This window comes from Microbacterium sp. 01T413_2, from assembly GCF_056398985.1.
This window is the reverse complement of the sequence record NZ_JBFTQL010000017.1, coordinates 12,126-26,014: the sequence shown is the minus strand read 5'-3', so window position 1 is coordinate 26,014 and position 13,889 is coordinate 12,126. Positions and strand designations below refer to the sequence as shown.

Annotated in this window: 14 protein-coding genes; 11 read left to right on the top strand and 3 right to left on the bottom strand. The window is 70.7% G+C overall.

What is annotated here, in order from left to right; translation table 11 throughout:
* Positions 1 to 59: 59 nt before the first annotated feature.
* Positions 60 to 509, bottom strand: coding sequence for a YybH family protein (locus tag AC1DMN_RS10415; protein WP_441976955.1), 450 nt, complete (start codon positions 507 to 509; stop codon positions 60 to 62).
* Positions 510 to 621: 112 nt separating this feature from the next.
* On the opposite strand from AC1DMN_RS10415, the gene AC1DMN_RS10410 reads away from it, so the two are divergent.
* The 7 genes from AC1DMN_RS10410 (at position 622) to AC1DMN_RS10380 (ending at position 6,051) form a co-directional block, all read left to right on the top strand.
* Complete coding sequence (locus AC1DMN_RS10410; protein WP_441976954.1) at positions 622 to 1,476, top strand: Rieske (2Fe-2S) protein; 855 nt, start codon at positions 622 to 624, stop codon at positions 1,474 to 1,476.
* A 79-nt stretch (positions 1,477 to 1,555) separates the two neighbouring features.
* Positions 1,556 to 2,026, top strand: coding sequence for a prepilin peptidase (locus tag AC1DMN_RS10405; RefSeq protein WP_441976953.1), 471 nt, complete (start codon positions 1,556 to 1,558; stop codon positions 2,024 to 2,026).
* 78 nt (positions 2,027 to 2,104) lie between these two features.
* Entirely contained in the window at positions 2,105 to 2,317 is a 213-nt protein-coding gene (locus AC1DMN_RS10400) for a response regulator (protein ID WP_440731411.1), read from the top strand.
* Positions 2,310 to 2,924: a CYTH domain-containing protein gene (locus tag AC1DMN_RS10395; RefSeq protein ID WP_441976952.1), complete on the top strand. Its 615-nt coding sequence runs from the start codon at positions 2,310 to 2,312 to the stop codon at positions 2,922 to 2,924. The genes AC1DMN_RS10400 and AC1DMN_RS10395 overlap by 8 nt, the downstream gene beginning before the upstream one ends.
* A 125-nt stretch (positions 2,925 to 3,049) precedes the next feature.
* Entirely contained in the window at positions 3,050 to 4,204 is a 1,155-nt protein-coding gene (locus AC1DMN_RS10390) for a type III polyketide synthase (RefSeq protein WP_441976951.1), read from the top strand.
* A gap of 1 nt (position 4,205) precedes the next feature.
* A complete protein-coding gene (locus tag AC1DMN_RS10385; RefSeq protein WP_477229283.1) occupies positions 4,206 to 4,916 on the top strand; it encodes a methyltransferase domain-containing protein in 711 nt (236 codons plus the stop codon).
* Positions 4,903 to 6,051, top strand: coding sequence for an FAD-dependent oxidoreductase (locus tag AC1DMN_RS10380; protein ID WP_441976949.1), 1,149 nt, complete (start codon positions 4,903 to 4,905; stop codon positions 6,049 to 6,051). Before AC1DMN_RS10385 ends, AC1DMN_RS10380 begins: the two co-directional genes overlap by 14 nt.
* A gap of 64 nt (positions 6,052 to 6,115) precedes the next feature.
* Here the strand turns inward: AC1DMN_RS10380 and lpdA are convergent, their stop codons facing one another.
* Entirely contained in the window at positions 6,116 to 7,513 is a 1,398-nt protein-coding gene (gene lpdA, locus AC1DMN_RS10375; RefSeq protein ID WP_441976948.1) for a dihydrolipoyl dehydrogenase, read from the bottom strand.
* A gap of 115 nt (positions 7,514 to 7,628) precedes the next feature.
* Here lpdA and AC1DMN_RS10370 point away from each other — a divergent pair, with 115 nt between their 5' ends.
* The 3 genes from AC1DMN_RS10370 to AC1DMN_RS10360 all read left to right on the top strand — a co-directional run bounded on the left by AC1DMN_RS10370 (position 7,629) and on the right by AC1DMN_RS10360 (position 9,460).
* Positions 7,629 to 8,105: an FHA domain-containing protein gene (locus AC1DMN_RS10370; RefSeq protein ID WP_440731417.1), complete on the top strand. Its 477-nt coding sequence runs from the start codon at positions 7,629 to 7,631 to the stop codon at positions 8,103 to 8,105.
* Positions 8,105 to 8,782 carry a transcriptional regulator FtsR gene (gene ftsR / locus AC1DMN_RS10365; RefSeq protein ID WP_440731418.1) on the top strand — a complete coding sequence of 226 codons (678 nt, stop codon included), beginning with the start codon at positions 8,105 to 8,107 and terminating at the stop codon, positions 8,780 to 8,782. The genes AC1DMN_RS10370 and ftsR overlap by 1 nt, the downstream gene beginning before the upstream one ends.
* 132 nt (positions 8,783 to 8,914) lie before the next feature.
* Positions 8,915 to 9,460, top strand: a complete 546-nt coding sequence (locus AC1DMN_RS10360; RefSeq protein ID WP_440731419.1) for a MerR family transcriptional regulator — start codon at positions 8,915 to 8,917, stop codon at positions 9,458 to 9,460.
* A gap of 86 nt (positions 9,461 to 9,546) precedes the next feature.
* Here the strand turns inward: AC1DMN_RS10360 and AC1DMN_RS10355 are convergent, their stop codons facing one another.
* Positions 9,547 to 10,356, bottom strand: coding sequence for a ParA family protein (locus AC1DMN_RS10355; protein ID WP_045252454.1), 810 nt, complete (start codon positions 10,354 to 10,356; stop codon positions 9,547 to 9,549).
* Positions 10,357 to 10,438: 82 nt separating this feature from the next.
* Between AC1DMN_RS10355 and AC1DMN_RS10350 the strand changes: the two genes are divergently transcribed.
* Complete coding sequence (locus tag AC1DMN_RS10350; RefSeq protein WP_477229282.1) at positions 10,439 to 13,852, top strand: pyruvate carboxylase; 3,414 nt, start codon at positions 10,439 to 10,441, stop codon at positions 13,850 to 13,852.
* The last annotated feature ends 37 nt before the right edge of the window (positions 13,853 to 13,889 follow it).

Below are 13,889 nucleotides of genomic sequence, written 5' to 3'. Positions count from 1 at the left end.
GAGCGGGAGAAGGGGCGGGACGGATCCGTCCGCCGTCAGGCAGACAGCGATCCGCATCGTCACACGACGGGGTGAGCCTCCTGGCGCACGTCCTCGTGCAGGTGCGCGATGCGCAGCGAGTCGTCCGCCTGGCGCAGCAGCACGGCGGTGTTGCGCGACAGCTCGGGGGAGATAGCGGCGCCGTGCTCGTCGATCCCGTCCACCCGCAGCCACCAGGTCGCGACGAGGACGCCACCGACCGCGCGCACGCGGAGATCCTCGATGGTCAGAGAGGTCTCCGTCCAGGCCGGTGCGCTCTGATCCTCCGCGGCGCCTCTGCGTCGGCCGCGGAGGGTCGCGAGTTCCTCGAGTCCTGTCACCAGGGGTTCGGAGGCGGAGTCGAAGATCGTCACGTCCTCCGCCAGCAGAGCGTCGATCGCCGCGGAGTCGCCGCGCAGATAGTCGTCGTACATCCCCGTCAGCAGGCGATGCACATCGTCATGCGGCAGGGGATGGGCGCTCTCATTCATCGCGGCGAGGCTATCAGCTTGCGCAGCACAGCCCGCCTGTCAAGCCGTTGACCCTCGCTCAGCGCGAAGGTAGACAGGAGGCTTCGACCACACGGTGCGGAGGAGAGATCCCATGCGAGTGACAGCGGCGATGCAGTCCCTGATCCGGACGATCGGGAAGACCAAGGGACTCGATCCCGCGGCGGAGAAACTGAGCGGCTGGGTCGACGCCGCCACCCGCTCCACGCCTGTGAAGAACGCGCTCTCCGGATCCTGGCTGGGCCATCAGGTCCATCCGATGCTCACGGATCTGCCGATCGGAGCATGGGGTGCGGCCACGGTGCTCGATCTCACCGGGGCGGACCCGGCGGCGTCCCGCCGCCTCGTCGGCCTCGGCATCCTCGCCTCCGCGCCGACGGCGGCGGCGGGCGCCTCCGACTGGTCGGCCCTGCACGGCCCCGCGAAACGGGTCGGGCTGATCCATGCCGCCGCGAACGCGACGGCCTCCGTGCTGCAGATCACGTCCTGGCTCGTGCGCCGGCGCGGCCACCACGGCGCGGGTGCGGCGCTCAGCCTGCTCGGGCTCGGCCTCACCCTGGGATCGTCGTACCTGGGCGGGCATCTCTCCTTCGTCCGCGGCGCCGGTGTGAACCATACGGCGTTCCAAGGCTCGGTGCGGCGCTGGACCGACGTGGGCGCCGACGCCGATCTCGCCGAGGGCGCCCGGTCACGGGTGCTGGTGGGCGGCGTTCCGGTGCTGCTCATCCGTGTGAACAGCGATCTGCACGCGATCTCCGCCGTCTGCAGTCACGAGGGCGGCCCACTCGACGAGGGCAAGCTCGGGGCGGACGGCTGCATCACCTGCCCGTGGCACGGCAGCAGGTTCCGCATCGAAGACGGCTCGGTGCAGCGAGGCCCCGCGAGCGTGCCGCAGCCGCGCTGGGAGGCGAAGGTCGAGGACGGGCGGATCCTGCTCCGCTCTGCCTGACCGGAGTCGCGCCGACGTTCTGGGCGGAGTTGTCCACAGCCCGCTCACGGGCATCGCGCCGATCTTCTACCGTCGGGGTGTGGATCTCACCGCTGTCGTCGTCGTGCTGGCGCATCTCGTGCTGCTCGGGATCGGGGTCTGGCTGATCGCCATCGACATCGCGACGCACCGGCTCCCCGACCGGATCGTGCTGCCGACGCTCGCGGGCGCCCTCCTGCTCGCGCTCGCCGGAGCGGTGTTCGCGGACGCGGGCGCGCGACTGCTCGGCGCGCTGTGGGGGATGCTGATCCTCGGCGGCTTCTATGCGCTGCTGCGGATGCTGAGCCGTGAGGGCATGGGCGGCGGAGACGTGAAACTCGCCGCACTCATCGGGGTGGTCCTGGGCTGGCACGGGTGGCAGGCGCTCCTCATCGGCGCGACGGCGGCCTTCGTGCTGGGCGCCGTGCACGCGCTCGGGCTCATCGTGCTCCGCCGGGCGACCGGCTCGACGCACATCGCGTTCGGGCCGTGGATGATCGTGGGCGGAGCACTCGGTGTGGCCGTGGCATGAGAACCTCTCGCGACCCCCGCGTGAACAACGCCGCACGAGGATCGCATCCGACGGGTGGCCGGGGATTAGGGTGAGCACATGGCACTCGCACGGCTTCACGGCGGCCCGCTGGACGGGCAGATCATCCCTCTCGGATCGGCGGACGACGAGATCGCCGTCCCCTACAGCGAGACGCTGCTCGTCTACAACCGGCGTGGCGAGCCGACGCACACCGGCGAGCACGACGGCCCGACCGAGTACCAGTACTGGTACCAGGGATCCCAGGACGACCTCAATCCCTCGGATGTCTGAGCCGTCCCGCACCGTCGAGGTCGAGCGCAAGTACGACGTCGACGACAGCACTCCGCTGCCGTCGTGGGATGCGGTCCCCGGTGTGGACCTCGTGACCGAGGGCGAGGCCCGCGCTCTGGACGCCCGCTACTTCGACACGGCCGCGGGCGACCTCGCCCGCGCCGGCGTCGCCCTGCGGCGGCGCACCGGAGGGCCGGACGAGGGATGGCATGTGAAGGGTCCCCGCAGCGGCGACGGCCGCGTCGAGCTCGGCTGGCCGCTCGGCGAGGGGGACGAGATGCCGTCCGCGGTCGCGGAGATCATCGCCCAGTGGACGACGCATCCCGTCCTCCCGCTCGCACGTATCGAGAACGCCCGCACCGCCTACCTGCTCATCGGTCGCGGCGGCGTGGTGGCCGAGTTCGTGGACGATCGCGTCCGCGGCACCGACCTGCGTCGGGGCGGTCAGCGGGAATGGCGCGAGTGGGAGATGGAGCTGGGCCCCGCGGCTCCGGCAGACGAAGAAGGCCGGCTGGCTTTCTTCCGGGCCGTGGAGCAGGCGGTCATCGCCGCTGGCGGCCGGAAGTCGCCCTCCGGATCCAAGCTCGGTCGCGCCCTCGGGTTCTGAGCGGAAGCGTGGCAGTTCTCCGGATCCGCTGAGACCTTCGTCGCCCGATCCGGGCGGTGTCGCAGAGTCCGAGCGGGATCCGCAAGACCCTTCCCGCGACGCGGACAGCATGCTTGAGTGGCACCATGAGCAGCCCCGCGGTGCTGAGGTCCCTGCAGACGGTCGTCCCGGACACGGTCCTTCATCAGAGCGAGGTGCGCGACGTCTTCGCCGCGCAACCGGGCCTGAGTCGGCTGGCCCGCCGCATCGTCACAGCCTCGTTCGACGGATCAGGCATCGACACCCGCCGCACCGTGCTCAGCGAGCTCACGCTGGCCGAGACGGACGCGGATCCGGTCTTCTTCGACCGCACCACCGGCGACCTGCTCTCCCCGGGCACCGGAACCCGCAACGACGTCTACGTCCGCGAAGCGACGCGGTTGTTCGTCGCTGCCGCCCGCGCCGCCCTCGACGCCGACCCCGAGATCGCCGCCGCCGACATCACGCACGTGGTCACGGTCTCCTGCACGGGCTTCCATGCCCCGGGCCCGGAGTACGAGATCGTGCGAGCGCTGGGTCTTCCGGAATCGGTGCAGCGCTACCACCTCGGCTTCATGGGCTGCTACGCCTCGATGCCGGCGCTGCGGGTGGCGAGCCAGTTCTGCGCCGCGGATCCGGACGCCGTGGTGCTGGTGGTCAGCGTCGAGCTGTGCACCCTGCACCTGCGTTCCTCGGAGAACCCAGACCTGATCGTCGCCTCCTCCCTGTTCGCCGACGGGGCGGCGGCCGGCATCGTCACGGCACGTCCGTCCGCCGCCGCCGGGCTGCGCCTGGACCGGTTCCACACCGCGATCGCCCCGCAGGGGGAGAAGGACATGGCGTGGACCATCGGGGACCACGGCTTCGAGATGATCCTCTCCACCGCGGTGCCGCAGATCATCGGAGAGACGATCATCGATGCGCTGCGTCCGCTGTACGCGGGGGAGCTGGAAGCGTCGTTCCAGGACGGCAGGATCGGCGAGGAGGTGCGGCACTGGGCCATCCATCCGGGCGGACGCAGCATCCTCGACCGTGTCCAGGACCGCCTCGCTCTCAGCGACGTGCAGCTGCACCCCGCCAGGGAGACGCTGCGGACGCACGGGAACATGTCCAGTGCGACGATCCTGTTCGTGCTGCGGCGGATCCTGGAGGAGGAGGGTGCGCACCACGGCGAACGCGTCTCGGCGATGGCTTTCGGGCCCGGCCTGACCGCGGAGAGCGCGCTGATGACGGTCGTCGGCGCCGAGGGCGATGGGCGCTGACTTGTCCGCACGCGCCGTCGGCCTGCGCGAGCTGATGGACGACCCGCGGGCGGATCCGCAGACACTGGAACGCACCTACCGACGCTTCGGCGCGGTGAACGCCGTGGTGTCCCGCGTCGGTGCGCTGTATCGGCGCGACATCCGGCCGCGGGCCAGGGCAGGGCGGGTGCGGATCCTGGACGTCGGCGCGGGAGGCGGGGACCTCTGCCGCGCGCTCGCGGCGCGGCTCGCCCGAGACCGGCTCGCCGCCGAGATCATCGCGTTGGATGCCGACGAGCGGGCCACGGCCTGGTCGGCCGCGCAGGACGATGATGCCGGGGTGGTCTACCGGTGCGCGTTCGTCGCCGACCTGGTCAGGGCCGGAGAGTCCTACGACATCGTGGTGTCCAACCACATGCTGCACCACCTGGACCCGGCGGAGCTGCAGCAGATGCTCGCCGACACCGCGTACCTCGCCGGTGGGGCAGGGCTCGTGGTGCATCGAGACATCGCGCGCAGTCGTGCCGCGTACATCCTGTTCGCGGCGGGGACATGGCCCTTCGCCGGGAATCTGCTCGCGGGATCCTTCATCCGCGCCGATGGGCTGACCAGCATCCGCCGGTCCTACACGCCCGCCGAACTCGCGGCCGTCGCCCCGGCGGGCTGGATCGTGCGGCGCGGGCTGCCCGCGCGGCTGGAACTGCGGCGTGAGCCGGGCGATGTCCGATCCTGACGGGCCGCTGGTCAGGACCACGCTGCACGATCATGAGGTCGTGATCGTCGGCGCCGGTCCTGTCGGGCTGCTGCTGGCCTGCCTGCTCGCCCAGGACGGCGCCGACGTGTTGGTCTGCGAACGCCGCCGCGGCGACGACCTGCGCAGCCGGGCGATCGGGATCCATCCGCCCGGCCTGGAGCTGCTCGACCGCGCAGGCGTGGGCGAGGCGGTCCGAGCCGAGGCCCTGACGCTCGAAGGCGGCGACGTGCTCAGCCGCGGTCGGATCCTGGCGGCCCTGACCTTCCCCGAGTCGCGCCGCGTGCGCGTGCTCCCGCAGCAGCGCACCCACGCCCTGCTGCGGGATCGGCTGGAAACGCTGTCCGCCGGGACTCTGCGCTTCGGCTGCACCGCCGGTGCCGTCCGGGACGAGGGCGACTTCGTGCGGCTGGCGGTCGACCGGCCGGCCGGCCGCCTGGAGATCACCGCAGCGTTCGTGGTGCTCGCGGACGGCGTGCACAGCGCCCTGCGCCGAGAGCTCGGCCTGGGCTGGCGGCGCCGCCCGGGGCGCGCCGCGTACGCGATGGCGGACGTGCCCGATCTCGCGGGAGACGCCCGCGCGCGGCTGCACTGCGAGCCCGGCGGGCTCGTGGAGTCGTTCCCGCTGCCGGGCGGGATGCGGCGGTGGGTGCTGCGATCCGACAGCGTGCACACGGCGGCGGAGTTGCGTGCGGCGATCGCAACGCGGATCGGGCAGGATCCGGAGATCAGCGACGACACCCCGCCGACCCGTTTTGTCGCGACCCAGCACCTGGCGCGCACGTTCGTCCGCGGTCGCGTTGCGCTGCTGGGCGACGCCGCGCACGAGATCAGCCCGATCGGCGGCCAGGGGATGAACCTCGGCTGGGTGAACGCCGGTCGGCTGGCCGCGGCGCTGCGCGCGGCGCTGACCGAGGGCGGGGCTGACCTCGGCGACTACGCACGTCGCGCGGCCCGATCCGCCCGCACGGCCCAGCGGCGCAGCGCGTTCTACATGTCGATGGGCGCCCCCGCGCAGGGCGTTCCGCTCGGGGCGAGGGAGACGCTCATCCGGACCCTGGGCTCCGCGCCGCTGCGCCCGTGGGCGGCCGGCCTGGTGACGATGCGCGGCCTCTGACCACACCGAGCGGAGACGACAGAGGGCCGGTCACGTGACCGGCCCTCTGTCCGATCGGATCCGATCAGAGGTTGATCATGTGGCCCGCGAGGCCGTGGAACGCCTCCTGCAGCGCCTCCGACAGCGTCGGGTGCGTGTGCACGTTGCGAGCGGCCTCGAGCGCCGTGAGGTCCCACTTCTGCGCGAGGGTCAGCTCGGGCAGGAGCTCGGACACGTCGGGGCCGATCAGGTGGCCGCCGATGAGCTCGAGGTGCTCCGCGTCCGCGATCAGCTTGACGAAACCGACCGGCTCGCCCAGGCCGTTCGCCTTGCCGTTCGCGCTGAACGGGAACTTCGCGACCTTGATCTCGCGACCCTCGGCCCTGGCCTGCTCCTCGGTGAGGCCGAAGCTGGCCACCTGCGGCTGGCAGAACGTGGCGCGCGGCATCATGCGGTAGTCGCCCAGGGTCATCGTCTCGGCCTTGCCGATGGTCTCGGCGGCGACGACGGCCTGCGCCTCGGCGACGTGCGCGAGCTGCAGCTTGGCGGTGACGTCGCCGATCGCGTAGATGCCCTCGACGTTGGTGCGCATGTGGTCGTCGATGTCGATCGCGCCGCGCTCGGTGAGCTTGACGCCGGTGTTCTCCAGGCCGTAGCCGTCGACGTTCGGAGCGAAACCGACCGACATGAGGACCTTGCCGGCGGTGATCTCGCCGGGCTGGCCGTCGCGGGTCTCGTAGGTGACGTGCACGGACGAGCCGTTGTCGGTGACGGTCTTCACCGCGGTCGAGGTGAGGATGTCGACGCCGAGCTTCTTGTACTGCTTCTGGATCTCCTTGGAGACCTCGACGTCCTCGTTGGGCAGCGCCCTGTCGAGGAACTCGATGATGGTGACCTTCACGCCGTAGTTGGTCAGCACGTAGCCGAACTCCATGCCGATCGCGCCGGCGCCGACGATGACGATCGACTCGGGCAGGTCGCGGGTGAGGATCTGTTCCTCGAAGGTGACGACGTTGTCGCTCAGCTGCACGCCCGGCAGTAGGCGGACGGTGGATCCGGTCGCGATGATGGCGTTGTCGAACGTGACCTCTTCGGTCGTGCCGTCGGACTTGGCCACGGAGATCGCCTTCGGGCCCGTGAAGGTGCCGCGGCCGTCGTACTCGACGACCTTGTTCTTCTTCATCAGGAAGTGGATGCCCTTGACATGGGTGTCCGCGACCTTGCGGCTACGGTCGAATGCGGCGCCGAAGTCGAAGTGCACGTCACCCGAGATGCCGAAGAACTCGGCCTTGTGGTTGAACGTGTGCGCGATCTCCGCGTTCTTCAGGAGTGACTTCGAGGGGATGCACCCCACGTTGAGGCAGATGCCGCCCCAGTACTTCTCCTCGATGATGGCGGTGGAAAGGCCGAGCTGGGCGCTGCGGACGGCGGCGACGTAGCCGCCGGGGCCAGCGCCGAGGATGACGACGTCGTAGTGTGGCATGCTCCCAGCCTATCGCCAGCGCGAGCGGGCTCGGGCAGGTGAGACAGCCCCGGATCCGGCTCCCGGGGGCCGCGCGCTTCCGATAGGCTGGAACGCCAGAGGAGGGGGAGAAACAGTGACTGAGAACGACGTTCCCGAAGGCGCCGTCCGCCGCGGCGGTGAGCCCCTGCACGACACCACGCAGACGTTCGGGCACGACTCCGACCTGTCGTTCGTCCCGTTCGGCGCCGAGCTGACCGAGGTCGAGCAGGCGGCGATCGCCGCGCTCCCCTCGGGTTCCGCGCTGCTGCTGGTCCGTTCCGGCGCGCTCGCCGGTGCCCGCTATCTGCTCGACACGGCGGTGGCGACGGTCGGACGTCATCCTGAGGCGGACATCTTCTTCGATGACGTCACGGTCTCCCGGCGGCATGCGGAGGTCATCCGCACCGGCACCGCGTTCGAGATCGTCGATCAGCGTTCGCTGAACGGCACGTACGTGAACGGCGAGCGGGTCGATCGCAGCGAACTGCGAAACGGCTACGAGGTGCGCGTCGGCAAGTTCCGGCTGAACTTCTTCGCCTCACCCGTGGATCTCGCGCAGGCGAACGACTGATGGCGGCGTCGGCCGCCGAGCGTTCTGCCCCCACCGGGTTGCTGAGCATCGGCCAGGTGCTCGCACGTCTCACGCCGGAGTTCCCCGACGTGCGCGCCTCCAAGCTCCGGTTCCTGGAGGAGAAGGGGATCGTCAACCCCGTGCGCACCGCGTCCGGGTACCGCAAGTTCTCCGCCGCCGACCTGGAGCGGATCCGCATCGCGCTCACGCTCCAGCGCGACCAGTACCTGCCGCTCAAGGTCATCCGCGAGCACCTCGACGCGCTCGATGAGTCCGGCGGCTCGCCGGAGCTGCCCGCGTCGATCGTGCAGGGTCCGCGCCGGTACCGCCGCGACGAGCTGGTGCACGCGGCGGGTGCGTCGCACGCCCTCCTCGGCGACGCGGTGTCGAGCGGCATGCTTCCGGCGGCCGAGACCTACCCCGAGTCCGCGGTCTCGCTGCTGCGCGCGCTGGCGGCACTGGACGGCCACGGCATCGGGCCGCGCCACCTGAGGCCGCTGCGGCAGAGCGCCGAGCGCGACATCGCCCTGGTCCAGTCGGCGCTGTCCGCGCTCCTGCGCCGCACCGACACCCCCTCGCGAGCGCGGGCCAGCGAGATGGCCCCCGAACTGGCATCCCGCCTCGACGAGGTGCGTTCGCTCCTGGTCAAAGACGGCATCGGCCGGCTGCTGTCGTAACGAACTGATTGCGACACACCCCCTCGTCGGGACGGATGTCGTTGTCGGGGGGTCCGCGCTGTTCTAGCGTGGAGTCATCGACTTTCAGGTTGTGGTTGAAGGATGCTGTGCCTTCAGGATGAGGAGGATGCCATGAGCGCCGAGGAACGGGGCGATGCACCGTCGTTCGGAGACGATCTCCTCTTCACCGACGGACTTCCCGCGATGGACGACGAGGTCGGCTACCGCGGCGCCGTGGCCGCCCGTGCGGCCGGTATCACGTACCGACAGCTGGACTACTGGGCGCGCACCGAGCTGGTGGTCCCGACCGTCCGCGGCGCGAGCGGGTCCGGATCCCAGCGCCTCTACGGCTTCCGCGACATCCTCGTGCTCAAACTCGTCAAGGAGCTGCTCAACACCGGCATCTCGCTGCAGCAGATCCGCACCGCCGTCGATCAGCTCCGGGCCGCCGGCATCCGCGATCTGGCTGGCACCACCCTCATGAGCGATGGCGCCTCCGTCTACCTGTGCACCTCGAACGATGAGGTCATCGACCTCCTGAGCCGAGGCCAGGGCGTCTTCGGCATCGCCGTGGGCAAGGTCTTCCACGAGGTCGAGGCGACGCTGGTCGAGTTCGATGCGCTCGTCGCCGAGCCGGCCGACGACCTGGCCGCGCGCCGCGCCCGTCGCACCGCCTGACCGGACGGGAACAGCAACGGAAAGAGCCGGCCCCCTCGGGGACCGGCTCTCGTCGTATCGGGGCTCTTGCGAACCGCCGAGTCCGCTCAGACGCGGGTGTCGTCGGGCAGGGCGATGCGCCCGGTGCGGATCACCCTGTCCAGCAGCGTGTCGAAGTCGGCGGCGAGTTCCTGCGCGGAGTCGCCGGGCCAGATGTGCAGCGGCTTCGCGGCGCCCTGCGCCTGCTGCAGCGATGTGCGCTCCGGCAGCTGCGGCGAGAGCACGAGCGGGCCGAACATGTCGCGCAGCTCCTTGATGCGGAACTGGTGCTCGATGGACTGCGGGCGCACGCGGTTGACCACGATGCCGAGCGGCTGCAGCCGGGGGGAGAGGCCGCGGCGGATCTCCTCGATCGCGCGCAGGGCGCGGTCCGCGGCGGCGACCGAGAACAGACCCGGCTCGGTGACCACCATGACGCGATCGCTCGCGGCCCACGCGGTGCGGGTGAGCGCGTTCAGCGACGGGGCGCAGTCGATCAGCACGAGGTCGTAGTCGGCCTCGACGGCGGCCAGCGCCTCCTCGAGCTTCCACACGTCGCGCACGCTCGGGTGCGGGCCGTCGAAGTTGATCGCCGACGGGCTGCCGATGAGCACGTCGATCGTCCCGGGGTGCACCTTCGCCCAGCCGGAGGATGTGATGGCCTGGCGGACCACCTTCTCCTTGGGGTTGGCCAGGACGTCGGCGATGTTGAGCCGGCCGGCGACCTGGATGTCCATGCCGGTGGAGACGTCGGACTGCGGGTCGAGATCGACCACGAGGGTCCGGACGCCGCGGGCGAACGCCGCCGAAGCGAGGCCGAGGGTCACGGTCGTCTTTCCGACACCGCCCTTGAGGGAACTGACGCTGAGTACGTGCACGGACACCACGTTACCTTCCTCTAGGCTGAGGACACACTCAGCCCCCGATGCGCGTCGCTGCGCCCCCAGTGTTCGAGGTGCCATGTTCCAGAAGATCCTTGTGGCCAATCGTGGAGAGATCGCGATCCGGGCCTTCAGAGCCGCGTTCGAGGTGGGGGCGAAGACGGTCGCCGTCTTCCCCTGGGAGGATCGCGGATCCATCCACCGCCAGAAGGCGGATGAGTCGTATCAGATCGGGGAGGTCGGGCACCCGGTGCGGGCCTACCTCGACGTCGAGGAGATCATCCGCGTCGCGCGGGAGTGCGGCGCCGACGCGATCTACCCCGGCTACGGCTTCCTCTCGGAGAACCCGGAGCTCGCGGCACGCGCCGCCGAGAACGGGATCGCCTTCATCGGCCCGCCGGCGCACGTGCTGGAGATGGCCGGCAACAAGGTGACCGCGAAGCAGCATGCGGTCGCAGCCGGCGTGCCGGTGCTGCGTTCGACCGACGCGTCCGACGACGTCGACGAGCTCGTCGGACAGGCTGCCGACATCGGCTTCCCGATCTTCGTCAAGGCCGTGGCCGGCGGCGGCGGACGCGGCATGCGCCGGGTCGAGTCGATCGGGGAGCTGGCGCCGGCGCTGGCCGAGGCCATGCGCGAGGCCGGGAGCGCCTTCGGTGACGCGCGAGTGTTCCTCGAGCAGGCGGTGCAACGGCCCCGGCACATCGAGGTGCAGGTGCTCGCGGACGGCACGGGGCACACGGTGCATCTGTTCGAGCGCGACTGCTCGGTGCAGCGTCGTCACCAGAAGGTGATCGAGATCGCTCCGGCTCCGAACCTCGATGACGGAATCCGCACGGCTCTGCACGGCTACGCCGTCGCCTTCGCGAAGTCCATCGGCTACGAGAACGCGGGCACGGTCGAGTTCCTGCTGGAGACGGCAGGGGAGCGCGCGGGTGAAGTCGTGTTCATCGAGATGAACCCGCGGATCCAGGTCGAGCACACCGTGACCGAAGAAGTCACGGACGTCGACCTCGTGCAGTCGCAGATCCGGATCGCCGCCGGGGAGACGCTGGCGGATCTGGGCCTGGACCAGGACAGCATCCAGCTGCGCGGCGCCGCGCTGCAGTGCCGGATCACCACGGAGGACCCGGCGCAGGGATTCCGTCCCGACACCGGCCGGATCACGACCTACCGCTCGCCCGGCGGCGCCGGCATCCGCCTCGACGGCGGCACCACGGCCGCCGGCTCGCAGATCAGCCCGCACTTCGACTCGATGCTCGCGAAGCTGACCTGCCGTGGCAGGGACTTCCCTGCGGCGGTGGCCCGGGCGAAGCGCGCTCTTGCCGAGTTCCGGATCCGTGGCGTCGCGACGAACATCCCGTTCCTGCGCGCCGTGCTCAACGACCCGGCGTTCGTCGCCGGAGACGTGTCGACGCTCTTCATCGAAGAGCGGCCTGAGCTGCTCACGACCAACCCCTCGAGGGACCGGGCCACGCGTCTGCTGAACTGGCTCGGCGACGTCACGGTGAACAGGCCGTACGGCCAGAAGCCGTTGTCGCCCTCGCCCGGGAGCAAGCTCCCGAAGATCGATCTGAGCGTCGAGCCGCCCGCAGGAGCCCGTGAGCGTCTGCTCCGGCTGGGACCGGCCGGGTTCGCCCGCGCGCTGCGCGAGCAGACCGCGCTCGCCGTGACGGAGACGACCTACCGCGACGCGCACCAGTCGCTGCTCGCGACGCGGGTGCGCACCCGGGATCTGGTGCGAGTCGGCCCGCACGCGGCGCGCATGACGCCGCAGTTGCTCTCGATCGAGGCATGGGGCGGCGCGACCTACGACGTCGCGCTGCGCTTCCTCGCGGAGGACCCGTGGGAGCGCCTGGAGGCGCTGCGGAAGGCGATCCCCAACATCCCGCTGCAAATGCTGCTGCGCGGGCGCAACACGGTCGGGTACACGCCGCGGCCGGTCGAGGTGACGAACGCGTTCGTGCGTGAGGCCGCGACGACCGGGATCGACGTCTTCCGCATCTTCGACGCGCTCAACGACGTGTCGCAGATGCGGCCCGCGATCGACGCGGTGCTGGAGACCGGCACCGCGGTCGCCGAGGTGGCGCTCTGCTACACCGGCGATCTGCTGGACCCCGCGGAGCAGCTCTACACCCTGGACTACTACCTGCGCCTCGCGGAGCAGATCGTGGACTCCGGCGCGCACATCCTCGCGATCAAGGACATGGCGGGCCTCCTCCGCCCCGCGGCGGCGGCGCGCCTCGTGTCCGCGCTGCGCGAGCGGTTCGACCTGCCCGTCCAGGTGCACACGCACGACACCGCCGGCGGGCAGCTCGCGACGCTGCTGGCCGCCAGTGCGGCGGGAGCGGACGCCGTGGACGCCGCGGCGGCGCCGATGTCCGGCACGACGAGCCAGCCGTCGCTGTCGGCCCTCGTGGCGGCTCTCGCGCACACCGAGCGCGACACCGGGCTGGATCTGCAGGCGATCGGCGACCTGGAGCCGTACTGGGAGGGCGTGCGCCAGCTCTACCGCCCCTTCGAGTCAGGACTGGCCGCACCCACGGGCCGCGTGTACCACCACGAGATCCCCGGAGGGCAGCTGTCCAACCTGCGCCAGCAGGCCATCGCCCTGGGCCTCGCGGACGACTTCGAGCGCATCGAGGACATGTACGCGGCGGCGGACCGGATCCTCGGCCGGATCCCCAAGGTGACCCCCTCGTCGAAGGTCGTCGGTGATCTCGCCCTGGCTCTCGTCGCGGCAGGAGCGGACCCCGCGGACTTCGAGCAGAATCCGCAGAACTACGACATCCCCGACTCCGTGATCGGCTTCATGGCCGGCGAGCTGGGCGATCTGCCCGGCGGATGGCCGGAGCCGTTCCGCACGAAGGTGCTGGCGGGGCGGAAGGTCTCGATCGACGTGGTCCCGATCTCCGAAGACGAGCAGCGCGCACTCGACGGAGAGAGCCTGGAACGGCGGCAGACGCTGAACCGTGTGCTCTTCCCCGGGCCGGCCGCGGAGTTCGAGCGCAATCGCGCGGCATTCGGAGACCTGTCCGCGCTGGGCACGCCCGATTACCTCTACGGCCTCGTGCCTGGTGAGGAGCACGTCGCGGAGATCGACCCCGGGGTGCAGCTCTATGTGGGGCTCGAGGCGATCGGCGAAGCGGACGAGAAGGGCTTCCGCACGGTCATGACCACGCTGAACGGCCAGCTCCGGCCGGTGTTCGTGCGGGATCGCTCCCTCAAGGTCGATGTGCGTGAGGTCGAGAAGGCGGACACCTCCAAGCCTGGTCAGGTGGCTGCCCCGTTCTCGGGCGTGGTGACGCTGAAGGCCGAGGCAGGACAGGCGGTGAGCGCCGGCGAGGCGATCGCCTCCATCGAGGCGATGAAGATGGAGGCGGCGATCACGGCACCCGTGGACGGCGTCGTGGAGCGCCTTGCGATCGGCGCCACCCAGCAGGTCGACGCCGGCGATCTCCTGGTCGTGATCCGCCCGTCGCACACCGACTGAGAGCCGCGGAGGGCGTCCGCGATGGACGCCCTCCGGC